Origin of the sequence: Cupriavidus sp. HPC(L), assembly GCF_000307735.3 — a bacterium.
Lineage (GTDB): Bacteria > Pseudomonadota > Gammaproteobacteria > Burkholderiales > Burkholderiaceae > Cupriavidus.
Genome location: NZ_AMPR02000057.1, coordinates 22506 through 44325, shown reverse-complemented (window position 1 = coordinate 44325; position 21820 = coordinate 22506). Strand labels below are relative to the sequence as shown.

Below are 21820 nucleotides of genomic sequence, written 5' to 3'. Positions count from 1 at the left end.
CCGCGCAGGCCCTGCTGTCGGGCGAGCGCCGTGCCGTCTTCCTCGGCAACGAGGCCGTCCGCCATCCGCAATTCGCCGCGCTGCACGCGCTGGCGCAGTGGATCGCCGACAGCACCGGCGCCACGCTGGGCTTCCTGACGGAAGCCGCCAACACCGTCGGCGCGCATCTGGTCGGCGCGCTGCCGCGCCAGGGTGGGGCCGATGCCCGCGCCATGCTGGAGACGCCGCGCAAGGCTTACGTGGTGCTGAACGCGGAACCCGAGTTCGACAGTGCCGATCCGCAACGCGCGCTGGCCGCGCTGGGCCAGGCCGGTACCGTGATCGTGCTGTCGCCGTTCCGCTCGGAGGCCGCGCTGCAATACGCCGACGTGATCCTGCCGATCGCGCCGTTCAGCGAGACCTCGGGCACCTTCGTCAACTGCGAAGGCGTGCCGCAGAGCTTCAACGGCGTGGTCCGCCCGCTGGGCGAGACCCGTCCGGGCTGGAAGGTGCTGCGCGTGCTGGGCAACCTGCTGGAGGTGCCGGGCTTCGACTACGAGACCGCCGAGTCGGTCCGCGACGAAGCGCTGGCCGACGCGATCGCTCCGCGCCTGAACAACCGCACGTCCGCCGCGATCCAGGTCGCCGCGCCGTCGGCCGATGGCGCCGTGCCGGCGATCGAGCGCGTCGCCGACGTGCCGATCTACCACTCGGACGCGATCGTGCGCCGTGCCGATTCGCTGCAGCTGAGCGCGGCTGCGCGCCGCGCGATGCAGGTGGGCCTGTCGGCCGACCTGTTCGCCGCGCTGGGCGTGGCCGCCGGCGATCCGGTGCGCGTCACGCAAGGGCAGGGCAGCGTGGTGCTGCCGGCCGTGCTGGAAGAAGGTCTGCCCGCCAATACGGTGCGCGTGTCGGCGGCCACGCCGGCCGCCGTCGGCCTCGGGCCGATGTTCGGCACCGTGCTGGTGGAAAAGGCGGTGGAACTGGCCCCGGTGGCCGCGGCTTAAAGAAGCGAATACGACAGGCGAGAGAGAAAGATGATCGATTGGATTACCTCGCAGGGACAGGCCGTCTTCGGTGGCGCATGGACGCCGCTGTGGATCCTGATTCGCGCCGTGGTCATCGTGGTGCCGCTGCTGCTGTGCGTGGCCTACCTGATCCTGTGGGAGCGCAAGCTGATCGGCTGGATGCACGTGCGGATCGGCCCGAACCGGGTCGGCCCGCTGGGCCTGCTGCAGCCGATCGCCGACGTGCTGAAGCTGCTGCTCAAGGAAGTGATGACGCCCTCGCAGGTCAGCAAGGGCCTGTACCTGATCGCGCCGCTGATGGTGCTGATGCCGGCCGTGGCGATCTGGGCGGTGATCCCGTTCCAGGCCGAGGTGGTGATGGCCGACGTCAATGCCGGCCTGCTGTATGTGATGGCGATCAGTTCGGTCGGCGTCTACGGCGTGATCCTGGCCGGCTGGGCCTCGAACTCGAAGTACGCGTTCATCGGTGCGATGCGCGCCGCGGCGCAGATGGTGTCGTACGAAATCGCGATGGGCTTCGCGCTGGTCACCGTGCTGATGGTGTCGGGCAGCCTGAACCTGTCGGCGATCGTCAACGGCCAGAACACCGGCTACTTCGCCAACATGGGCCTGAACATCCTGTCGTGGAACTGGCTGCCGCTGCTGCCGATGTTCGGCGTCTACTTCATCTCGGGCGTGGCCGAAACCAACCGCCACCCGTTCGACGTGGTGGAAGGCGAATCGGAAATCGTGGCCGGCCACATGATCGAGTACTCCGGCATGGGCTTCGCGCTGTTCTTCCTGGCCGAATACATCAACATGATCATCATCTCGACGATGACCGCGCTGATGTTCCTCGGCGGCTGGGCGCCCCCGGTCGACAGCGTCGTGACCAACGCGATCCCGGGCTTCTTCTGGCTGCTGATCAAGGTGTTCCTGCTGCTGTCGGTGTTCATCTGGATCCGCGCTTCGTTCCCGCGCTACCGCTACGACCAGATCATGCGCCTGGGCTGGAAGGTCTTCATTCCGCTGACCGTCGCATGGCTGATCATCGTGGCGATCTGGATGAAGTCGCCCTGGAATATCTGGCACTGAAATCGCCGCCGATCCCGGCCACGAAGCTGGCCGGGACGGACCAAGCCGGGCTGCGGCGCACGCGCCGCGCCCGGTGGAATTACTAGGAAGCAATCGTCATGCTGCTCGCCATCAAGGACTTCTTCAACAGCCTGCTCCTGAAGGAACTCTTCAAGGGCATGGCCTTGACCGGCCGCTATCTCTTCGCCCGCAAGATCACGGTGCAGTTCCCCGAGGAGAAGACGCCGGTGTCGCCGCGCTTCCGCGGCCTGCACGCGCTGCGCCGCTATCCGAACGGCGAGGAGCGCTGCATCGCCTGCAAGCTGTGCGAAGCGGTCTGCCCGGCGCTGGCCATCACGATCGAGTCGGACGTGCGCGCCGACGGCACCCGCCGTACCACGCGCTACGACATCGATCTGACCAAATGCATTTTCTGCGGCTTCTGCGAGGAAGCCTGCCCGGTCGACGCGATCGTCGAAACCCAGATTCTCGAGTACCACGGCGAGAAGCGCGGCGACCTGTATTTCACCAAGGACATGCTGCTCGCGGTGGGCGACCGCTACGAGCCGCAGATCGCGGCGGCCAAGGCGGCGGACGCGAAGTACCGCTGATCGCCGGCCGTTCGCGCGAATCGGTGCGAACGGCGCGAATCCGGGCGAACCGGGCCGCAAGGCTACACATTGAATCGTGCCCCGCGAGGGGCAACTAGAAGGATGCCGCAGGGGCAGGCCACCGGGGGTGGGCTGTGCCGTGCGGCACGACGAGAACCATGGAATTCACGACCACCATCTTCTACGTCTTCGCAGTGGTGCTGGTGCTCTCCGCACTGAAAGTCATCACCGCAAGGAACCCGGTGCACTCGGCGCTGTACCTCGTGCTGTCGTTCTTCACGGCGGCCGCGCTGTGGATGCTGCTGCAGGCCGAATTCCTCGCCATCCTGCTGGTGCTGGTCTACGTCGGCGCCGTGATGGTGCTGTTCCTGTTCGTCGTGATGATGATCGATATCGATATCGAGCACCTGCGCCGCGACTTCTGGACCTATGTGCCGCTGGCCTCGGTGGTCGGCGCGCTGATCATCGCCGAGATGGCGATCGTGCTGGTGCGCAACTTCGTCGGCACCACGCAGCCGCTCAAGCCGATGCCGCAGGGGAGCGACTACTCGAATACCGGCGCGCTCGGCCAGGTGATCTACACCGACTACATCTACGCCTTCGAGGTGGCCGGCATCATCCTGCTGGTGGCCATCATCGCCGCGGTCGCGCTGACGCTGCGCCGCCGCAAGGACACCAAGGCGCAGGACGTGTCCGAACAGCTGCGCACCCGCCGCGCCGACCGCGTGCGGCTGGTTTCGATGCCGGCACAGACCGCGCAAGCCGCCGGCGAGCAAGCCGACGCCGCCAACAAGAACTGAAGATCGGGGAACGACGTGCTCTCTCTCGCCCATTTCCTGGTGCTCGGTGCGATCCTGTTTGCGATCAGCATCGTCGGCATCTTCCTGAACCGCAAGAACGTGATCGTGCTGCTGATGGCGATCGAGCTGATGCTGCTGGCGGTCAATATGAACTTCGTCGCCTTTTCGCACTATCTGGGCGATCTGGCCGGACAAGTCTTCGTTTTCTTCATCCTGACGGTGGCCGCCGCCGAGTCGGCGATCGGTCTGGCAATCCTGGTCGTGCTGTTCCGTAACCTGGACACGATCAACGTCGACGACCTGGACGCGCTCAAGGGCTGATGCCTGCGAGCCGATCCTGTCGAAACACGTCACCCAACCGACCGCACCCGACCGCACACCAACAAGCGTCCTATGGCAACCACGCTCAACCCCAACCTGCTGCTCGCGATTCCGCTGGCGCCGCTCGCCGGCGCGGCTATCGCGGGATTGTTCGGCACCAAGTTCTTCGGATCGTTCTCGTCGCAGACGCGCGCCGGCCGCGCCATCGCCCACACCGTGACCATTCTCGGTGTGGCGATCGCCTGCCTGCTGTCGCTGCTCGTGCTGCGCGACGTGATGGTGGATGGGGCCAGCTTCAACGCCACGGTCTATGAGTGGATGGTGCTGCCGTTCGCCGGCCACGAGCTCAAGATGGAGGTCGGCTTCCTGGTCGACTCGCTGACCGCGATGATGATGGTGGTGGTGACCTTCGTCTCGCTGATGGTGCATATCTACACCGTCGGCTACATGCAGGGCGACCCCGGCTACAACCGTTTCTTCGCCTATATCTCGCTGTTCACCTTCTCGATGCTGATGCTGGTGATGAGCAACAACTTCCTGCAGCTGTTCTTCGGCTGGGAAGCGGTGGGCCTCGTCTCGTATCTGCTGATCGGCTTCTGGTACACCCGTCCGACCGCGATCTTCGCCAACCTGAAGGCCTTCCTGGTCAACCGCGTCGGCGACTTCGGCTTCATCCTGGGCATCGGCCTGCTGCTGGCCTACAGCGGCAGCCTGAACTACACCGAGGTATTCGCCGCGCGCGACCAGCTGGCGACCGTGACCTTCCCGGGCACCGACTGGATGATGCTGACGGTGGCGTGCATCTGCCTGTTCATCGGCGCGATGGGCAAGTCGGCGCAGTTCCCGCTGCACGTGTGGCTGCCCGATTCGATGGAAGGCCCGACCCCGATCTCGGCGCTGATCCACGCGGCCACCATGGTGACCGCCGGCATCTTCATGGTCAGCCGCATGTCGCCGCTGTTCGAGCTGTCCGACGCCGCGCTGTCCTTCGTGCTGGTGATCGGCGCCATCACCGCGCTGTTCATGGGTTTCCTCGGCATCATCCAGAACGACATCAAGCGCGTGGTCGCATACTCGACGCTGTCGCAGCTGGGCTACATGACGGTCGCGCTGGGCGCCTCGGCCTACCAGGTCGCGGTGTTCCACCTGATGACCCACGCGTTCTTCAAGGCGCTGCTGTTCCTGGCCGCGGGCTCGGTGATCATCGGCATGCACCATGACCAGGACATCCGCAACATGGGCGGCCTGCGCAAGTACATGCCGATCACCTGGATCACCTCGCTGGTCGGTTCGCTGGCGCTGATCGGTACGCCGTTCTTCTCGGGCTTCTACTCGAAGGACTCGATCATCGAGGCCGTGGCCGAGTCGCACATCGCCGGTTCGGGCTTCGCCTACTTTGCCGTGATGGCCGGTGTGTTCGTCACCGCGTTCTATTCGTTCCGCATGTACTTCCTGGTGTTCCACGGCGAGGAGCGCTTCGGCAAGCCGCACCTGCACCACGACCACGCCGAGGAAGAGGAAGAGGCGCATGGCGACGACCATCACCATGGCCTGGCGCCGGGCGAGAAGCCGCACGAGTCGCCATGGGTCGTGACGCTGCCGCTGGTGCTGCTGGCGATCCCGTCGGTGGTGATCGGGGCGATCGCGATCGAGCCGATGCTGTTCGGCGACTTCTTCAAGAACGGCGTGGCCTTCCAGGACGTGATCTTCGTCGGCGAAAACCATCACGCGATGCGCGAGCTCGCCGGGATGTTCCACGGCTGGGTCGCGATGGGCATCCACTCGCTGCAGACCCCGGTGCTGTGGCTCGCGCTGGCCGGCGTGGTGCTGTCGTGGTTCTTCTACATGAAGCGCCCCGACATCCCGGCCGCGATCCAGCAGCGCTTCAGCGGCGTGTACAAGTTGCTCGACAACAAGTACTACATGGACGCCATCAACGAAGCGGTGTTCGCCCGCGGCGCGCGCCTGATCGGCACGGGCCTGTGGAAGGGCGGCGACCAGGGCCTGATCGACGGCCTGCTGGTCAACGGCGCCGCGCGTGTGGTCGGCTGGGTCGCCTCGATCAGCCGCTACGTGCAGTCCGGCTATATCTATCACTACGCATTCGCGATGATCCTGGGCATGCTGGTGCTGCTGTCGATCACGATCTTCGGCTCGGCTAGCGCGGTGGGCGCCAAGTAAGGAATACAACGAAAATGGTTCTCTCTTTCGCTATCTGGCTGCCTATCTTTTTCGGCTTGCTGGTGCTGGCTTTCGGCTCGGATCGCAGCCCGGGCTTCGTCCGCTGGACCGCGCTGTTCGGCTCGATCGTCAGCTTCCTGGTCACGCTGCCGCTGATCCTGAACTTCGACCGCGGCACCGCGCAGATGCAGTTCGTCGAGAAGTACTCGTGGATCGAGCGCTTCAACATCCACTACCACCTCGGCGTCGACGGCATCTCGATGTGGTTCGTCGTGCTGACCGCCTTCATCACGGTGATCGTCGTGATCGCCGGCTGGGAGGTCATCACCGAGCGCGTGGCGGCCTACATGGCCTCGTTCCTGATCCTGTCGGGCATCATGGTCGGCGTGTTCGCCTCGCTCGACGGCATGCTGTTCTACGTGTTCTTCGAGGCCACGCTGATCCCGATGTACATCATCATCGGCGTCTGGGGCGGTCCGAACCGGGTCTATGCGGCCTTCAAGTTCTTCCTGTACACGCTGCTCGGCTCGCTGCTGACGCTGGTCGCGCTGCTGTACCTGTACAACAAGACCGGCAGCTTCGAGATCCTGCAATGGCATCAGGCCAAGCTGTCGATGAACGAGCAGGTGCTGCTGTTCCTGGCGTTCTTCCTGGCCTTCGCGGTCAAGGTGCCGATGTGGCCGGTCCATACCTGGCTGCCCGACGCCCACGTCGAGGCGCCGACCGGCGGCTCGGTGGTGCTGGCCGCGATCATGCTGAAGCTGGGCGCCTACGGCTTCCTGCGCTTCTCGCTGCCGATCGCGCCGGACGCCAGCCACAGCCTGGCCGCGTTCATCATCGCGATCTCGCTGGTGGCGGTGATCTACATCGGCCTGGTGGCGATGGTGCAGGCCGACATGAAGAAGCTGGTCGCGTACTCGTCGATCGCGCACATGGGCTTCGTCACGCTGGGCTTCTTCATCTTCAGCGAGATCGGCATCGAGGGCGGCATCGTGCAGATGATTTCGCACGGCTTCATCTCGGGCGCGATGTTCCTTTGCATCGGCGTGCTCTATGACCGCGTGCACTCGCGCCAGATCGCCGACTACGGCGGCGTGGTCAACACGATGCCGAAGTTCGCGGCGTTCGCGGTGTTCTTCGCGATGGCCAACAGCGGCCTGCCGGCCACCTCGGGCTTCGTCGGCGAGTGGATGGTGATCCTGGGCGGCGTCCAGTACAACTTCTGGATCGGCCTGGCGGCCGCTACCTCGCTGATCCTGGGCGCGGCCTATTCGCTGTGGATGGTCAAGCGCGTGGTGTTCGGCGATATCAAGCACCAGCACGTCGCCGAGCTGGTCGACCTGAACAAGCGCGAGTTCGTCATGCTGGGCCTGCTGGCCGCGATGACGCTGTACATGGGCCTGCATCCGAAACCCTTTACCGATGTGATGCACGCATCGGTGGTCAACCTGCTGTCGCACGTGGCGCAGTCCAAGCTGTAAGCAGGGAGAGAACGAATCATGGAATCGACCACGAATTGGGCCGCTGTCGCCCCGATCATCTTCCTGGCGATCGCCATCGCGGCGGTCAACTGGATCGACCTTGCGCGCGGCAAGAACCGGCCGAGCGTCGCCTATCCGCTGTCGCTGCTGATCACGCTGGTGCTGACCGTCTGGTTCGGCCTGAACGCCGCCAACGGCGAGACCCACTACGCGTTCTCGAACCTGGCCGTGATCGACCCGATGGCCAACGTGCTGGCCTCGTTCTCGGCGCTGGCGCTGTTCGTGACGCTGGTCTACACCCGCCGCTACCTCGGCGACCGTGACCTGTACGCCGGCGAGTTCTACATGCTGGCGCTGTTCACGCTGGGCGGCCAGATCGTGATGATCACCGGCAACAACTTCCTGACGCTGTATCTCGGCGTGGAACTGCTGTCGCTGTCGTCGTACGCGCTGGTCGCGCTGCGCCGCGATTCGCGCGTGACCTCCGAATCGGCGATGAAGTACTTCGTGCTGGGCGCGCTGGCTTCGGGCTTCCTGCTGTACGGCATGTCGATGATGTACGGCGCCACCGGTTCGCTGAACCTGGGCGAGGTGTTCCGCGTGGTCGAGTCCGGCCGCGTCAACACGACGATGCTGGCCTTCGGCGTGGTGTTCCTGGTCGCCGGCCTGGCCTTCAAGCTGGGTGCCGCACCGTTCCACATGTGGATTCCGGACATCTACCAGGGCTCGCCGACCGCGGTGACGCTGCTGATCGCCGGTGCGCCGAAGCTGGCCGCGTTCGCGATGACGCTGCGCATCCTGGTCGAGGGCCTGCTGCCGCTGGCGGTGGACTGGCAGCTGATGCTGTCGGTGCTGGCGGTGGTGTCGCTGGCGATCGGCAACCTGACCGCGATCGTGCAGAGCAACCTGAAGCGGATGCTGGCGTATTCGACGATCTCGCACATGGGCTTCCTGCTGCTGGGCATGCTGTCGGGCGTGGCCGGCGGCCAGACCGACGGCGCCGCCAGCGCCTACGGCTCGGCGATGTTCTACGCGGTCACCTATGTGCTGACCACGCTGGGCACCTTCGGCATCATCCTGCTGCGCACCAACAAGGGCTTCGAGGCCGAGACGCTGGAAGACCTGAAGGGCATGTCGCGCAAGAACCCGTGGTTCGCGCTGCTGATGCTGGTGATGATGTTCTCGCTGGCCGGCATCCCGCCGACGGTGGGCTTCTACGCCAAGCTGGCGGTGCTCGAGGCGGTGGTCGCGGCGGGCATGTCGTGGCTGGCCGTGGTGGCGGTGCTGTTCTCGCTGATCGGCGCGTTCTACTACCTGCGCATCGTCAAGCTGATGTACTTCGACGTGCCGGCCGGCGAGGAAACGCTGGAGGCCTCGGGCGGCCTGCGTTCGCTGCTGAGCCTGAACGGCCTGGTCATCGTCGTGCTGGGCATCTTCCCGGCCGCGCTGATGAACCTGTGCTACCAGGTCGTGCGCACCACGCTGGGCGCCTGAGCGCCCGGCCGACACGCGCACCACGCACACCACAATGAGCGCATCCGCGGGCGGCTGGTTTGTCATCCTGCTGGCATTGGCCTGTGCCAATCTGCCGTTCGTCAACCAGCGCCTGTTCGCGGTCATTCCGCTCGGCAAGCCGCGCAAGCCGTTCTGGATGCGGCTCGCCGAGCTGATCGTCTACTATCTGCTGGTCGGCGCGGTAGGCTTCGCGGTTGAGGCCGGCCTGGGCAACCGCTTCGCCCAGGGCTGGCAGTTCTACGCGATCACCGCCTGCCTGATGCTGGTGTTCGCCTTCCCCGGCTACACCTGGCAGTACCTGGTCAAACATCGCGCGAGCTGACGCCGAATCCGGCATGACCTTCGGCGGCCTCGCCATCCCGGAGGGTTCATGTCGTCATCCCGATCCCAAGGCGCCAACGCCGCCTCCCTGGTCTCGCCCGAAGCGCTCGACGCCGGCGGCGACGACCATCTGAAGGAAGTCCCCCTGGCGTCCGCGACGCTGCACCGGGGCAAGTTTCTGACGCTGAAGCAGGACATCGTGCGGCTGCCCGACGGCAAGCAGGCCGGCCGCGAGTATGTCGAGCATCCGGGCGCGGTGATGATGATCCCGCTGTTCGACGACGGCACCGTGCTGGTGGAGCGCCAGTTCCGCTATGCGGTGCGCGAGGTCATGCTGGAATTCCCGGCCGGCAAGCTCGATCCGCAGGAAGGGGCGCAGCGCTGCGGCGAGCGCGAACTGCGCGAGGAGACCGGCTACAGCGCCGCGCGCTGGGACTATCTGACCCGCATCCACCCGGTGATCTCGTACTCGACCGAGTTCATCGACCTGTTCCTGGCGCGCGACCTGACCGCCGGCGAGGCGGCGCTCGACGACGGCGAATTCCTGGAAACGCTGATCGTGCCGGCGGGGCAGGTGATCGACTGGGTCCGCCAGGGCCGCATCACCGACGTCAAGACCATCATCGGGGCGTTCTGGCTGGAAAAGGTGCTGTCGGGGACTTGGCAGCCGGGGGAGCAGACGGTGCCGGGTTGATCCCGGCCCGCTGGTTGTGCGAGCGCTGCTGCCCTCTCCCCCAGGCCCTCTCCCGCAAGCGGGAGCGGGGAGCGAACCGCCTGGTGGCGGTGTGCCAAGGGTGTTCTCCCTCTCCCGCTTGCGGGGGAGGGCCGGGGAAAGGGCCGGGGAAAGGGCCGGGGAGAGGGCAACCCACCTTTAAATTCGCCGAGACGCTACCATCTTCCCCAGACGCCAGCCCCAGGCTGGCCGCGGTCAGGAAAAAATTAGAACGACCGTTCACAAATTTGCGATTCACGGCTAATATTTGCTTTGACGGGCTGGAAACATCATGAAGGTGCTCGACCTGCGCTGCGCGCATGACCATCGGTTCGAAGGCTGGTTTGCTTCGGAGGACGATGCGCAGTCGCAGATTTCGCGCGATCTCGTTCAGTGTCCTGTCTGCGGCGACCACGCGGTGACGCGGCTGCCGAGCGCCCCGCGCCTGAATCTGTCCGGCGCGGCCGAGCGCCAGCCGGCTGCTCAGGCGCCGGCGCGGCAGGCACAGGCGGTCCCGCAGGCGGCGCAGGCTCTGCAATCGCTGTATCTGCAGGCGGTCAGGCAGGTGCTGGCGCAGACCGAGGACGTGGGGCCGCGCTTTGCCGAGGAGGCCAGGCGCATGCATTACGACGAGGCACCGGAACGCGGCATCCGCGGGACGGCGTCGCCGGAGGAAGTGCAGGCGCTCGCCGAAGAGGGCATCGAAACGTTTCCGCTCGTGGTGCCGGATGCGCTGAAGCAGACGGCTCACTGAATCGCGTCCCGTGCCCGCCTTCGCGCCGGTGCGAGGGTGCGTTGGCCAGAACAATTTGCCGGCCGCAGCCGGCATCACTGGAGACGGGCATGGATCTCAACTACACGGCGGCCGACAACGCCTTCCGCGAGGAAGTGCGCAGCTGGCTGGAAGCCAACCTGCCGGCGGACATTCGCGCCAAGATTCTGAATCACCGCCGGCCCAACCGCGACGATCTGGTGCGCTGGCACAAGATCCTGGCGGGCAAGGGCTGGTCGGCGCCGCACTGGCCGGTCGAGTACGGCGGTACCGGCTGGAACGCGACCCAGCGCCATATCTGGGATGAGGAAAATGCCCGCGTCGGCGCGCCCGGCGTGCTGCCCTTCGGCGTCGCGATGGTCGCGCCGGTGATCATGAAGTACGGCAACGAGCAGCAGAAGTCGTACTACCTGCCGCGCATCCTGGACTGCACCGACTGGTGGTGCCAGGGCTATTCGGAGCCGGGCTCGGGCTCGGACCTGGCCTCGCTGAAGACCCGCGCCGAACTGACCCCGGACGGCAAGCACTACATCGTCAACGGCCAGAAGACCTGGACCACGCTCGGCCAGCATGCCGACATGATCTTCTGCCTGGTCCGCACCGACCCCGAAGCCAAGAAGCAGGAGGGCATTTCCTTCCTGCTGATCGACATGAAGACGCCGGGCATCACCGTGCGTCCGATCATCATGCTCGACGAGGACCACGAGGTGAACGAGGTCTTCTTCGACAACGTCAAGGTGCCGGTCGAGAACCGCGTCGGCGAGGAGAACAAGGGCTGGACCTACGCCAAGTACCTGCTCGGCCATGAGCGCACCGGCATTGCCCGCGTCGGCAATTCCAAGCGCGAGCTCGGCTTCCTGAAGCGCGTCGCGCGCCAGCAGCAGAAGAACGGCAAGCCGCTGCTGGAGGATCCGGTGTTCGGCGCCAAGGTCGCCGCGCTGGAGATCGAGCTGATGGCACTGGAAATCACCGTGCTGCGCGTGGTGTCGAGCGAGAGCGCCGGCAAGGGCCCCGGCCCCGAGGCCTCGCTGCTGAAGATCAAGGGCACCGAGATCCAGCAGATGCTGACCGAGCTGATGGTCGAAGCCGTCGGCCCGTACGCGCAGCCGTTCGACCGCGACTACCTGGAGTGCGAGACCGAGCATGCGGTGACCGGCTACGACGATGCCGCGCCGCTGGCCGCGTACTACTTCAACTTCCGCAAGACCTCGATCTACGGCGGATCCAACGAAATCCAGAAGAACATCATCAGCCAGATGATCCTGGGGCTGTGAGGAGACAGGAACCATGAACTTCAATCTCAGCGACGAGCAGAAGCAACTGGCTGACGCGGTACGCCGCTTCATCGACAAGAGCTACGACTTCGAGTCCCGCAAGAAGGCCTACAAGAGCGAGACCGGCTACAGCGAGGCGGCCTGGAACGCGCTGGTCGAACTCGGCCTGACCGCGCTGCCGGTGCCCGAGGCGCAGGGCGGCTTCAACGGGTCGGCCATCGACATGATGGTCGTGATGCAGGAGCTGGGCCGCGGCCTGGTGGTCGAGCCGTACCTGGCGACGGTGACCGCCGCCTACGCGCTGAAGCAGGCCGGCGGCCAGGACGCCGTGCTCGAACAGGTTGCCGGCGGCGAGATCAAGCTGGCCACCGCGTTCAACGAGCGCGAGGCGCGCTACGCGCTGAACGACGTGCGCGTGACGGCCAAGGGCGGCAAGCTGAACGGCGCCAAGGTCGTGGCGATCCACGGCGGCCAGGCCGACAAGCTGGTGGTGTCGGCGCGCAGCGGCGGCGGCAACGCCGACCAGGACGGCATCTCGCTGTTCCTGGTCGATGCCAAGGCGCCGGGCGTCACCATCCGCGACTACCGCACGATCGACAACCTGCACGCGGCCGATATCACTTTCCAGGACGCCGCTGGCGAACTGCTGGGCGCCGAGGGCCAGGGCTGGGCGCTGCTCGAGCAGGTCGCCGACTACGCCGCGGTGCTGCTGTGCGCCGAGGCCGTGGGCGTGATGGACACGCTGACCGCCGCCACCATCGAGTACGCCAAGACGCGCCAGCAGTTCGGCGTGCCGATCGCGCGCTTCCAGGCGCTGCAGCACCGCATGGTCGAGATGTTCATCCATGCGGAGCAGTCGCGCTCGATCACGCTGCTGGCCGCGGCCCGCTTCGACGAGGCGAGCCCCGAGGAGCGCCGCCGCTACGTGTCCGCCGCCAAGGCGCGGGTCGGACAGGCGGCGCGCACGGTCGGCCAGGAAGCGGTGCAGATCCACGGCGGCATGGGCGTGACCGACGAACTGCCGGCCGCGCACATGTTCAAGCGGCTGACGCTGATCAACACGACCTTTGGCGACGTCGACCACCATCTTGGCCGCTTCGCCAGCCTGCCGGAATTCCAGCAGGCGGCATGATGGCCAGCCGCTGAGGCAAGCAAGGCCGCGCTCGGGCTGAACGTCCGGCGCGGCTTTTTGCATTCCGGGTTTCTCCCCTCTCCCGCGTGCGGGAGAGGGGCGGGGGAGAGGGCAGCGGCGGTCGCTATGTACGTGGCGACTGAAACCACCCCTCTCCCCGACCCTCCCCCCTGAGGGGAGAGGGAGAACACACTCGATACATTGTCGATACCGACAACCACGGAGACCCCATGTCCGACACCATGTACTTCGAAGACTTCGTCGTCGGCAGCCGGCGCGAGCTCGGCTCGCGGCTGATCACCGAGGACGAGATCGTCAGCTTTGCCGCGCAATACGATCCGCAGCCGTTCCACGTCGACAAGGAGGCGGCGAAGAAGAGCATCTACGGCGGCCTGATCTCGAGCGGCTGGATGACCTGCGCGGTGATGATGCGCATGCTGGTCGACAACATGACATCGAAATCCGCCAGCATGGGCTCGCCTGGGGTCGACGAGATCCGCTGGCTCAAGCCGGTCTATGCCGGCGACACGCTGACGGTGTTTGTCGCGGTGCTGGACAAGCGGCCGTCGCAGTCCAAGCCCGATCGCGGCGTCGTGCACACGCAGTGGGAGGCGGTCAACCAGCGCGGCGAGCTGGTCTGCACCGTCAAGGGCATGGGCATGTATGGCCGCCGGCCGGCCTGACATTGGACAAGGAGAGAAGATGCGCACCATCGCTTCGCTGGAAGAACTCGAGGGCCTGCAGGGGCAGGAGGTCGCGGTCAGCGACTGGACCGAGATCACGCAACACCAGGTCAATCTGTTCGCCGAGGCGACCGGCGACCATCAGTGGATTCACGTCGATCCCGAACGCGCGCGGCGCGAATCGCCGTTCGGCGCGCCGGTCGCGCACGGCTTCCTGACGCTGTCGCTGCTGCCCGCGCTGATGCAGAGCGCGATGCAGATGCCGGGCGTCAAGATCGGCGTCAACTACGGCCTGAACCGCGTGCGCTTCACCGCGCCGGTGCCGGTCGGCAGCCGGCTGCGCGCGCGCATCAAGCTGCTGAAGGTCGAGCGCATCGCGCCGCCGCCCAATGCACCGGACCTGGTCGGCGCGCAGTCGACCTGGGAGGTCACGATCGAGCGCGAGGGCAGCGACCGTCCGGTCTGCGTCGCCGAATCGATCAGCCGGCGCTATTCCTGACGCCCCGGCGCGGTGCGCCGCACCGCTTTGCGTCATCGCACCATCGTGATGCAAGGCACGCGCGCACCGCCACGGTGCCGTCATCTCGATGCAGTCACCCACGCGGCCACAGGCCGCGTTCTTTTTTGGTGGCACGCTAGTTGCAGAAGTCCCTGCCGGGGTGCGTTCTTCCTCGAACACCAATACGAGCTAGGGAGCTGCAATGAAACGACGTGAGATATTGAAGCTGTCGGCGGTGGCCGCCGCGGCGATGATCGGTACCAGCCCGCTGGCGATCGCGCAATCGAAAGAGCCGATCAAGGTGGGCGTGCTGCATTCGCTGTCGGGCACGATGGCGATCTCGGAGACGTCGCTGAAGGACGTCGCGCTGATGGCCATCGACGAGATCAACAAGAGCGGCGGCGTGCTGGGCCGCAAGCTGGTGCCGGTAGTCGTCGATCCCGCGTCGAACTGGCCGCTGTTCGCCGAGAAGGCGCGCCAGCTGATCAGCAACGACAAGGTTGCGGTGACCTTCGGCTGCTGGACCTCGGTGTCGCGCAAGTCGGTGCTGCCGGTCTACGAGGAACTGAACGCGCTGCTGTTCTATCCGGTGCAGTACGAGGGCGAGGAGATGTCGAAGAACGTCTTCTACACCGGCGCGGCGCCGAACCAGCAGGCCATTCCCGCGGTCGAGTACCTGATGAGCAAGGAGGGCGGCGGCGCGAAGCGCTTCTTCCTGCTGGGCACCGACTACGTGTATCCGCGCACCACCAACAAGATCCTGCGCGCATTCCTGAAGAGCAAGGGCGTGGCCGACAAGGATATCGAGGAGGTCTACACGCCGTTCGGCCACAGCGATTACCAGACCATCGTCGCCAACATCAAGAAGTTCTCGCAGGGCGGCCGCACCGCGGTGATCTCGACGATCAACGGCGACTCCAATGTGCCGTTCTACAAGGAGCTGGGCAACGCGGGCCTGAAGGCCAAGGACGTGCCGGTGGTGGCGTTCTCGGTCGGCGAGGAAGAACTGCGCGGCATCGATACCAAGCCGCTGGTCGGCCATCTGGCCGCATGGAACTACTTCATGTCGGTCAAGAACCCGGAGAACGACGCGTTCAAGAAGCAATGGGCGTCCTGGGTCCAGGCCAACAAGCTGCCGGGCGGCGACAAGCGCGTGACCAACGATCCGATGGAAGCGACCTACGTCGGCATCCATATGTGGGCGCAGGCGGTCAAGAAGGCCGGCACCACCGATCCGAACAAGGTCCGCGCCGCGATGATCGGCCAGACCTTCAAGGCGCCAAGCGGCTTCACGCTGACGATGGGCGAGAACCACCATCTGTACAAGCCGGTGATGATCGGCGAGGTCAAGGGCGATGGCCAGTTCTCGGTCGTCTGGAAGACGCCGAAGCCGCTGCGCGCGCAGCCGTGGAGCCCGTTCATCGCGGGCAACGAGGGCAAGCCGGACAAGGTGATGTGAGGCTTCGTGCGGGAGAGGGTGGCAAACCACCCCCTCTCCCCAACCCTCTCCCCCTGAGGGGGAGAGGGAGAAGACCGTCGGTTCTCTCGCAGGTTTTCTTCTCTCCCGCTTGCGGGAAAGGGGCGGGGGAGAGGGTAGCGGCGCTCGCTATCCCACTGCCATCCGCTTCAAGCCCACTCCATCATCCAGGACACTACCCATTTCCATGTCCCGACCCATGCTGCTCCGCGCCTCCTGGTGGCGCGCCACGCTTGCCGTGCTGCTGGTGCTGCCGCTGCTGCTGGCCGCCCCTGCGCTGTGGGCCGCCACCGCGCTGACCCAGGCCGACCTGCAGCCGCTGGCCGAAGACGACTTCGACGCCAAGCGCGCCGCCATCGCCGCGCTGGCCAAGGCCGATCCGAAGCAGGCTGGCCCGATCCTGCGGGCGCTGCAGGACGACACGCTGCAGTTCGCGCCGGGCATCGGCATGGTGCGCGTCGACGGCGAGCGTGCGATCGACGCGATCACCGGCAAGCCGGTCGAGGTCGATGCCGGCGCGCTGCAATCGCTGACGCTGAACAACAGCCTGCGCGCGCAGGTCGACGGCGCGGCCGGCAGCCTGCTGCTGGCGTCGCCGGATGCCGCGGTACGCGCGCAGGCGATTGCCGCGCTGCTCGAGCGCCCCGAGGACGCGCCGCGCGAGGCCGTCGCCGTCGCACGCCAGTCGGAAGCCGACACCGCGCTGCGCGCCAGGCTCGACGTGATCTGGGCCAATACCGTGCTCGCCGACGGCAGCCGCGACGAGCGGCTGGAGGCGATTCGCATACTGGGCCGCGACATCGATCCGGCCACGCGCCAGCGGCTGCAGCCGCTGGTCGAGCGCGACGACAGCGGCCAGTACCGCGAGCCCGACGCGCAACTGCGTGCCGCCGCGCAGCAGGCCCTCGACAATCTGCGCGCCAGTGAACGCCAGGCCGAGCTGATCGGCAACCTGTTCGCGGGCCTGAGCCTGGGCAGCGTGCTGCTGCTGGCCGCGCTGGGCCTGGCCATCACCTATGGCCTGATCGGCGTGATCAACATGGCCCATGGCGAATTCCTGATGATCGGCGCCTATGCGACCTGGCTGGTGCAGACGCTGTTCCGCACCTATCTGCCCGATGCGTTCGACTGGTATCTGCCGGCGGCCTTGCCCGCGGCCTTCCTCGCCGCCGCCGCGGTCGGCTTCGTGCTGGAGCGGCTGGTGCTGCGCCATCTGTACGGCCGTCCGCTGGAAACGCTGCTGGCGACCTTCGGCATCAGCCTGCTGCTGATGCAGGCGGTGCGGATGCTGTTCGGCGCGCAGAACGTCGAGGTGGCGAACCCCAGCTGGATGAGCGGCGGCGTGCAGTGGATGCCGGGACTGGTGATTCCGTACAACCGCATCGTCATCGTCGTGTTCGCGCTGGCCGTGGTGGCGATCGCCTGGGCCGTGCTCAATCGCACCCGGCTCGGGCTGTTCGTGCGCGCCACCACGCAGAACCGCACGATGGCAGCGTGCGTCGGCGTACGGACCTGGAAGGTCGACAGCTATGCGTTTGCCTTCGGCGCGGGCATCGCCGGGCTCGGCGGCTGCGCGTTGTCGCAGATCGGCAATGTCGGCCCGGACCTGGGGCAAGCCTACATCATCGATTCCTTCATGGTGGTCGTCCTCGGCGGCGTCGGGCAGCTGGCCGGCACCATCGTCGGCGCCTTCGGCCTGGGGATCATCAACAAGTTCATCGAGCCGTTCTACGGCGCGGTGCTGGCCAAGATCATCGTCCTGGTGCTGATCGTGCTGTTCATCCAGAAGCGGCCGCAGGGACTGTTCGCGCTCAAGGGGCGCAGCGCGGAGGCATGATGCAAAGCTCGATCGATCCTTCAACGCGCGCCTTCACGCTGGCGGTGCCCGCGCGCCAGCCGCTGTTCTCCACGCGCGGCTGGCTGGCGCTGGCGCTGCTCGCGCTGCTCGCCGCCGTGGCGGTGCCGGTGTGCGCGCTGGTGCTGCCCGACACGCATCCGCTGCATCTGTCGGCCTATGCGCTGACGCTGATCGGCAAGATCATGTGCTTCGCGCTGGCGGCGATCGCGCTCGATCTGGTGTGGGGCTACTGCGGCATCCTGAGCCTGGGCCACGGGCTGTTCTTCGCGCTCGGCGGCTATGCGATGGGCATGTACCTGATGCGCGCGATCGGCCGCGACGGTGTCTATCGCAGCGAGCTGCCCGACTTCATGGTGTTCCTCGACTGGAAGGAGCTGCCGTGGTTCTGGCACGGCACCGAGCATCTGGGCTACGCGCTGCTGCTGGTGGTGCTGGTGCCCGGCGTGCTGGCCTGGCTGTTCGGCTTCTTCGCGTTCCGCTCGCGCATCAAGGGCGTCTACCTGTCGATCATCACGCAGGCGATGACCTATGCCGCGATGCTGCTGTTCTTCCGCAACGAGACAGGCTTCGGCGGCAACAACGGCTTCACCGACTTCAAGCGCATCGCCGGCTTCGCGATCGCCGCACCCGAGACGCGCACCGTGCTGTTCGTACTGACCGCGTTCGCGCTGCTGGGCGGGCTGATCGCCTGCCGCTATATCGTGACCTCGAAGCTTGGCCGCGTGGTCACCGCGGTGCGCGATGCCGAGACGCGCGTGATGTTCTCCGGCTACAACCCGCTCGGCTACAAGCTGTTCGTCTGGACCTTCTCGGCGGTGCTGTGCGGCATCGCGGGCGCGCTGTACGTGCCGCAGGTCGGCATCATCAATCCGGGCGAAATGTCGCCGGCGAACTCGATCGAGATGGCGGTCTGGGTCGCGGTCGGCGGACGCGGCACGCTGATCGGTCCGGTGATCGGCGCGTTCCTCGTCAATGGCGCCAAGACGCTGTTCACCGCGCATTTCGCCGAGTACTGGCTGTTCCTGCTCGGCGCGATGTTCGTGCTGGTGACGCTGTATCTGCCAAACGGCGTCGTGGGGCTGCTGGTTCGCCTGCGGCGGGGCGGCGCGGCGGGTGCAACGGCGGCACCCAAGCCTGCGCCCGTGGCGGTGCCTGCCGGCAGCGGAGGAAAGGCATGAACGCCGCAATGAACGAACGCCACGACGCGGCGCAGGCGGAAAGCGGCGACGCCACCGGCCTGGGCCGCGTGCTCGAGCGCGGCGCCATCGACGTCTCGCACGGCCCGATCCTGTATCTGGAGGACGTCACCGTGCAGTTCGACGGCTTCCGCGCTTTGAACCGGCTGACGCTGTCGATCGACCACGGCGAACTGCGCTGCGTGATCGGCCCCAATGGCGCGGGCAAGACCACGATGATGGATGTGATCACCGGCAAGACCGGGCCACGCAATGCCTCGGTCAGCGGCCGCGTGTTCCTTGGCCAGAGCATCGACCTGATGCGGCTGAACGAGCCGACCATCGCGCAGACCGGCATCGGCCGCAAGTTCCAGAAGCCGACCGTGTTCGAGCAGCACGCGGTGTGGGAGAACCTGGAGCTGGCGATGAAGGCGGACAAGCGCTGGTGGTCGTCGCTGCGCGCACGGCTCGACGCCGATGGCCGCCGCCGCATCGAGCAGACGCTGGCGCTGACGGGCCTGGAGGACGAGGCCTACCGGCCGGCGGGGCTGTTGTCGCACGGCCAGAAGCAGCGTCTCGAGATCGGCATGCTGCTGATGCAGCGGCCGCAGCTGTTGTTGCTCGACGAGCCGGTGGCCGGCATGACCGACGAGGAAACGATGCAGCTGGCCAAGCTGCTCAATGGCCTGCGCGGCAGCTGCTCGATGATGGTGGTCGAGCACGACATGGAATTCGTCGCCGCGCTGGCGGGCGAGGCCGGCAAGGTCACGGTGCTGGCGGAGGGCAGCGTGCTGGCCGAGGGCACGCTGGACGCGGTCAAGCGCGACGAGCGCGTGATCGAATCGTATTTGGGGCGCTGAACGGCGGCGCTGAACGGCGGCGCGGAATGGAAGCGCAGAAAGGAAAACCGATGCTGCAAGTCAGCGGATTGAACCAGTACTACGGCGGCAGCCATATCCTGCGCGACGTCAGCTTCGACGTGCCGGAGGGCCGGCTGACCACGCTGCTCGGCCGCAACGGCGTGGGCAAGAGCACGCTGCTGAAATGCCTGATGGGCGTGGTGCCGACCCGCAGCGGCACCATCCGCTGGCACGGCCGGACGCTGGACAAGGCGCCGCCCTACGAGCGCGTCGCCGCGGGCCTGGCCTATGTGCCGCAGGGCCGCGAGATCTTTCCGCGGCTGACCGTCGAAGAGAACCTGCTGATCGGCGCCGCCAGCCGCGGCAAGCCGGCCGGCGTGCCCGACCGCATCTATCAACTGTTTCCGGTGCTGCGCACGATGCGGCAGCGCCGCGGCGGCGACCTGTCGGGCGGACAGCAACAGCAGCTGGCGATCGGCCGCGCGCTGATGAGCGAGCCGAAGCTGCTGATCCTCGACGAGCCGACCGAAGGCATCCAGCCGTCGATCATCCAGGACATCGGCCGCGCGTTGCGGCTGCTGGTCGACGAGTTCGGCATGACGGTGCTGCTGGTCGAGCAGTACTACGAGTTCGCGCGCCATCTGGCCGATCACTACGTGGTGATGAGCCGCGGGGAGGTGGTGGCCAGCGGCGAGGGCGGGCGAATGGAAGAGCAGGGCGTGCGGGAAATGATCGCGGTCTAGGCCGCGGCTCATCTTCGCCTTCGCTCGATCGATCGATGCGCCATCCCGATTTCCCCGCCGACGACCCGGCCGCGACGCTGGCCTTGCCGGCCGCGTGGCACGCGCAGTTGCGGCTGCGCTTTGCCGTGCGCGGCGAGCGTACTGCGCTGGTCGAGCGGCGGCATGCCGGGCCCCTGATGGTGCAGAAGCCGCTGTATCCGGAGGGCGGCATCTGCCACGCGGTGGTGCTGCATCCGCCGGCCGGCATCGCGGGCGGCGACGTGCTCGACATCGATATCGGCATCGAGGCCGGCGCGCACGCGGTGCTGGCCACGCCGGGCGCGACCAAGTGGTACAAGTCGCTCGGCCGCGACGCCAGCCAGCGCGTGCGCATCTCGGTCGCGGCCGGCGCGAAGCTGGACTGGCTGCCGCAGGAGAACATCGTGTTCGACGATGCGCGCGCGCGGCTCGCGACCACGGTGGAGGTCGCCCCGGGCGCCAGCGCGATCGGCTGGGACGCGCTGGTGCTCGGGCGGCAGGCGTCCGGCGAGCAATGGCGGCGCGGCACCGCGTGGATGGACACGCGCATCGGACAGGGCGTCCGCACGCTGTGGCGCGAGCATGCCCGCCTCGATGCCGATTCGCCGCTGCGCCAGGCGCGCGTCGGGCTCGACGGCCTGCCGGTGCTCGGCACGCTGTGGGCCGTCGGCGCGGGCGCGACGCAGGAACTGGCCGAGCAGCTTGCCGATCGCCTGCCGTATCGGACCGATCTGCGTGCCGGCGTGACGTGCCTGGCCGACGCCGAGCAGCCGATGCTGCTGCTGCGCGTGCTGGGCGCGCGCATCGAGCCGGTGCGCGAGCTGATGGTGGCGGCGTGGAGCGCGTTGCGGATGCCGATCCATGGGGTAGCGGCGAGGCCGTTGCGGCTGTGGGCGACGTAACGGGTCGATCTGACAAGTCGATCCAGCAGGTCGATCCAGCAGGTCGATCCAGCAGGTTGATCCAACAAGTCGATCTGACAGGTCGACGTAACGACAGAACGTTGAGGACTGGCGATGGAACTGACGCCAAGAGAGAAGGACAAGCTGCTGATCTTCACCGCCGCGCTGCTGGCCGAGCGCCGCCGCGCGCGTGGGCTGAAGCTGAACTATCCGGAGGCGGTCGCGCTGATCACCGCCGCGATCATGGAGGGCGCGCGCGACGGGCGCACCGTCGCCGAGCTGATGCATGCCGGCACCACGGTGCTGTCGCGCGAGGACGTGATGGACGGCGTCGCCGAGATGATCCCGGAGATCCAGGTCGAGGCGACCTTTCCCGACGGCACCAAGCTGGTCACCGTGCACCAGCCGATCGTCTGACCGGCGTC

General features: G+C 66.7%; 22 protein-coding genes. All 22 read left to right on the top strand.

The features are described from left to right. A partial coding sequence (locus B551_RS05035) for a molybdopterin-dependent oxidoreductase (RefSeq protein WP_023263597.1) occupies nucleotides 1–986 on the top strand: 986 nt, incomplete at its 5' end. A 30-nt stretch (nucleotides 987–1016) separates the two neighbouring features. Beyond that, a complete protein-coding gene (gene nuoH / locus B551_RS05030; protein WP_023263596.1) occupies nucleotides 1017–2081 on the top strand; it encodes an NADH-quinone oxidoreductase subunit NuoH in 1065 nt (354 codons plus the stop codon). A gap of 98 nt (nucleotides 2082–2179) precedes the next feature. Continuing rightward, nucleotides 2180–2671, top strand: coding sequence for an NADH-quinone oxidoreductase subunit NuoI (nuoI, locus tag B551_RS05025; RefSeq protein ID WP_006576689.1), 492 nt, complete (start codon nucleotides 2180–2182; stop codon nucleotides 2669–2671). Between the two features lie 158 nt (nucleotides 2672–2829). Next, nucleotides 2830–3471 (top strand): NADH-quinone oxidoreductase subunit J, encoded by a 642-nt coding sequence (locus B551_RS05020; RefSeq protein WP_006576688.1) that lies wholly within the window; start codon nucleotides 2830–2832, stop codon nucleotides 3469–3471. A 15-nt stretch (nucleotides 3472–3486) separates the two neighbouring features. Further along, nucleotides 3487–3792 (top strand): NADH-quinone oxidoreductase subunit NuoK, encoded by a 306-nt coding sequence (gene nuoK / locus B551_RS05015; protein ID WP_006576687.1) that lies wholly within the window; start codon nucleotides 3487–3489, stop codon nucleotides 3790–3792. 72 nt (nucleotides 3793–3864) lie between these two features. Then, nucleotides 3865–5973 (top strand): NADH-quinone oxidoreductase subunit L, encoded by a 2109-nt coding sequence (gene nuoL / locus B551_RS05010; RefSeq protein WP_006576686.1) that lies wholly within the window; start codon nucleotides 3865–3867, stop codon nucleotides 5971–5973. 14 nt (nucleotides 5974–5987) lie between these two features. Then, complete coding sequence (locus B551_RS05005; protein WP_006576685.1) at nucleotides 5988–7454, top strand: NADH-quinone oxidoreductase subunit M; 1467 nt, start codon at nucleotides 5988–5990, stop codon at nucleotides 7452–7454. An 18-nt stretch (nucleotides 7455–7472) separates the two neighbouring features. Next, on the top strand, nucleotides 7473–8948 hold the full coding sequence (nuoN, locus tag B551_RS05000; protein WP_006576684.1) for an NADH-quinone oxidoreductase subunit NuoN: 1476 nt from the start codon (nucleotides 7473–7475) through the stop codon (nucleotides 8946–8948). Between the two features lie 34 nt (nucleotides 8949–8982). Beyond that, nucleotides 8983–9291: a DUF2818 family protein gene (locus tag B551_RS04995; RefSeq protein WP_006576683.1), complete on the top strand. Its 309-nt coding sequence runs from the start codon at nucleotides 8983–8985 to the stop codon at nucleotides 9289–9291. Nucleotides 9292–9339: 48 nt separating this feature from the next. Next, nucleotides 9340–9984: an NUDIX domain-containing protein gene (locus B551_RS04990; RefSeq protein ID WP_006576682.1), complete on the top strand. Its 645-nt coding sequence runs from the start codon at nucleotides 9340–9342 to the stop codon at nucleotides 9982–9984. A gap of 310 nt (nucleotides 9985–10294) precedes the next feature. Continuing rightward, nucleotides 10295–10756, top strand: coding sequence for a DUF1178 family protein (locus B551_RS04985; RefSeq protein ID WP_006576681.1), 462 nt, complete (start codon nucleotides 10295–10297; stop codon nucleotides 10754–10756). A gap of 89 nt (nucleotides 10757–10845) precedes the next feature. Then, a complete protein-coding gene (locus B551_RS04980) occupies nucleotides 10846–12048 on the top strand; it encodes an acyl-CoA dehydrogenase family protein (RefSeq protein ID WP_006576680.1) in 1203 nt (400 codons plus the stop codon). A gap of 13 nt (nucleotides 12049–12061) precedes the next feature. Beyond that, entirely contained in the window at nucleotides 12062–13180 is a 1119-nt protein-coding gene (locus B551_RS04975; protein ID WP_006576679.1) for an acyl-CoA dehydrogenase family protein, read from the top strand. Nucleotides 13181–13410: 230 nt separating this feature from the next. Then, a complete protein-coding gene (locus B551_RS04970; protein WP_006576678.1) occupies nucleotides 13411–13863 on the top strand; it encodes a MaoC family dehydratase in 453 nt (150 codons plus the stop codon). Nucleotides 13864–13882: 19 nt separating this feature from the next. Beyond that, nucleotides 13883–14362, top strand: coding sequence for a MaoC family dehydratase (locus tag B551_RS04965; protein ID WP_006576677.1), 480 nt, complete (start codon nucleotides 13883–13885; stop codon nucleotides 14360–14362). A gap of 202 nt (nucleotides 14363–14564) precedes the next feature. After that, the gene (urtA, locus tag B551_RS04960) at nucleotides 14565–15821 is read left to right on the top strand and encodes an urea ABC transporter substrate-binding protein (protein WP_023263595.1); all 1257 of its coding nucleotides are present in this window, start codon (nucleotides 14565–14567) and stop codon (nucleotides 15819–15821) included. A gap of 205 nt (nucleotides 15822–16026) precedes the next feature. Further along, complete coding sequence (gene urtB / locus B551_RS04955) at nucleotides 16027–17676, top strand: urea ABC transporter permease subunit UrtB (protein WP_083492518.1); 1650 nt, start codon at nucleotides 16027–16029, stop codon at nucleotides 17674–17676. Beyond that, the gene (gene urtC, locus B551_RS04950; protein ID WP_006579907.1) at nucleotides 17673–18875 is read left to right on the top strand and encodes an urea ABC transporter permease subunit UrtC; all 1203 of its coding nucleotides are present in this window, start codon (nucleotides 17673–17675) and stop codon (nucleotides 18873–18875) included. The genes urtB and urtC overlap by 4 nt, the downstream gene beginning before the upstream one ends. Before the next feature lie 8 nt (nucleotides 18876–18883). Further along, a complete protein-coding gene (gene urtD / locus B551_RS04945) occupies nucleotides 18884–19732 on the top strand; it encodes an urea ABC transporter ATP-binding protein UrtD (RefSeq protein ID WP_006579908.1) in 849 nt (282 codons plus the stop codon). Between the two features lie 50 nt (nucleotides 19733–19782). After that, the gene (gene urtE, locus B551_RS04940; protein ID WP_006579909.1) at nucleotides 19783–20475 is read left to right on the top strand and encodes an urea ABC transporter ATP-binding subunit UrtE; all 693 of its coding nucleotides are present in this window, start codon (nucleotides 19783–19785) and stop codon (nucleotides 20473–20475) included. 35 nt (nucleotides 20476–20510) lie between these two features. Beyond that, nucleotides 20511–21395: an urease accessory protein UreD gene (locus B551_RS04935; protein ID WP_006579910.1), complete on the top strand. Its 885-nt coding sequence runs from the start codon at nucleotides 20511–20513 to the stop codon at nucleotides 21393–21395. A gap of 114 nt (nucleotides 21396–21509) precedes the next feature. Further along, nucleotides 21510–21812 carry an urease subunit gamma gene (locus tag B551_RS04930; RefSeq protein WP_006579911.1) on the top strand — a complete coding sequence of 101 codons (303 nt, stop codon included), beginning with the start codon at nucleotides 21510–21512 and terminating at the stop codon, nucleotides 21810–21812. Nucleotides 21813–21820: the final 8 nt, after the last annotated feature.

Bases quoted from the DNA above. Each gene is read 5' to 3' on its own strand.
- nuoI (WP_006576689.1), top strand. From the start codon at position 2,180: ATGCTGCTCGCCATCAAGGACTTCTTCAACAGCCTGCTCCTGAAGGAA.
- B551_RS04935 (WP_006579910.1), top strand. From the start codon at position 20,511: ATGCGCCATCCCGATTTCCCCGCCGACGACCCGGCCGCGACGCTGGCC.
- nuoN (WP_006576684.1), top strand. From the start codon at position 7,473: ATGGAATCGACCACGAATTGGGCCGCTGTCGCCCCGATCATCTTCCTG.
- nuoH (WP_023263596.1), top strand. From the start codon at position 1,017: ATGATCGATTGGATTACCTCGCAGGGACAGGCCGTCTTCGGTGGCGCA.
- B551_RS04980 (WP_006576680.1), top strand. From the start codon at position 10,846: ATGGATCTCAACTACACGGCGGCCGACAACGCCTTCCGCGAGGAAGTG.
- B551_RS05020 (WP_006576688.1), top strand. From the start codon at position 2,830: ATGGAATTCACGACCACCATCTTCTACGTCTTCGCAGTGGTGCTGGTG.
- urtB (WP_083492518.1), top strand. From the start codon at position 16,027: ATGTCCCGACCCATGCTGCTCCGCGCCTCCTGGTGGCGCGCCACGCTT.
- B551_RS04995 (WP_006576683.1), top strand. From the start codon at position 8,983: ATGAGCGCATCCGCGGGCGGCTGGTTTGTCATCCTGCTGGCATTGGCC.
- B551_RS04930 (WP_006579911.1), top strand. From the start codon at position 21,510: ATGGAACTGACGCCAAGAGAGAAGGACAAGCTGCTGATCTTCACCGCC.
- B551_RS04970 (WP_006576678.1), top strand. From the start codon at position 13,411: ATGTCCGACACCATGTACTTCGAAGACTTCGTCGTCGGCAGCCGGCGC.
- urtA (WP_023263595.1), top strand. From the start codon at position 14,565: ATGAAACGACGTGAGATATTGAAGCTGTCGGCGGTGGCCGCCGCGGCG.
- urtC (WP_006579907.1), top strand. From the start codon at position 17,673: ATGATGCAAAGCTCGATCGATCCTTCAACGCGCGCCTTCACGCTGGCG.
- urtD (WP_006579908.1), top strand. From the start codon at position 18,884: ATGAACGAACGCCACGACGCGGCGCAGGCGGAAAGCGGCGACGCCACC.
- B551_RS04975 (WP_006576679.1), top strand. From the start codon at position 12,062: ATGAACTTCAATCTCAGCGACGAGCAGAAGCAACTGGCTGACGCGGTA.
- B551_RS04985 (WP_006576681.1), top strand. From the start codon at position 10,295: ATGAAGGTGCTCGACCTGCGCTGCGCGCATGACCATCGGTTCGAAGGC.
- nuoL (WP_006576686.1), top strand. From the start codon at position 3,865: ATGGCAACCACGCTCAACCCCAACCTGCTGCTCGCGATTCCGCTGGCG.
- B551_RS04965 (WP_006576677.1), top strand. From the start codon at position 13,883: ATGCGCACCATCGCTTCGCTGGAAGAACTCGAGGGCCTGCAGGGGCAG.
- urtE (WP_006579909.1), top strand. From the start codon at position 19,783: ATGCTGCAAGTCAGCGGATTGAACCAGTACTACGGCGGCAGCCATATC.
- B551_RS05005 (WP_006576685.1), top strand. From the start codon at position 5,988: ATGGTTCTCTCTTTCGCTATCTGGCTGCCTATCTTTTTCGGCTTGCTG.
- B551_RS04990 (WP_006576682.1), top strand. From the start codon at position 9,340: ATGTCGTCATCCCGATCCCAAGGCGCCAACGCCGCCTCCCTGGTCTCG.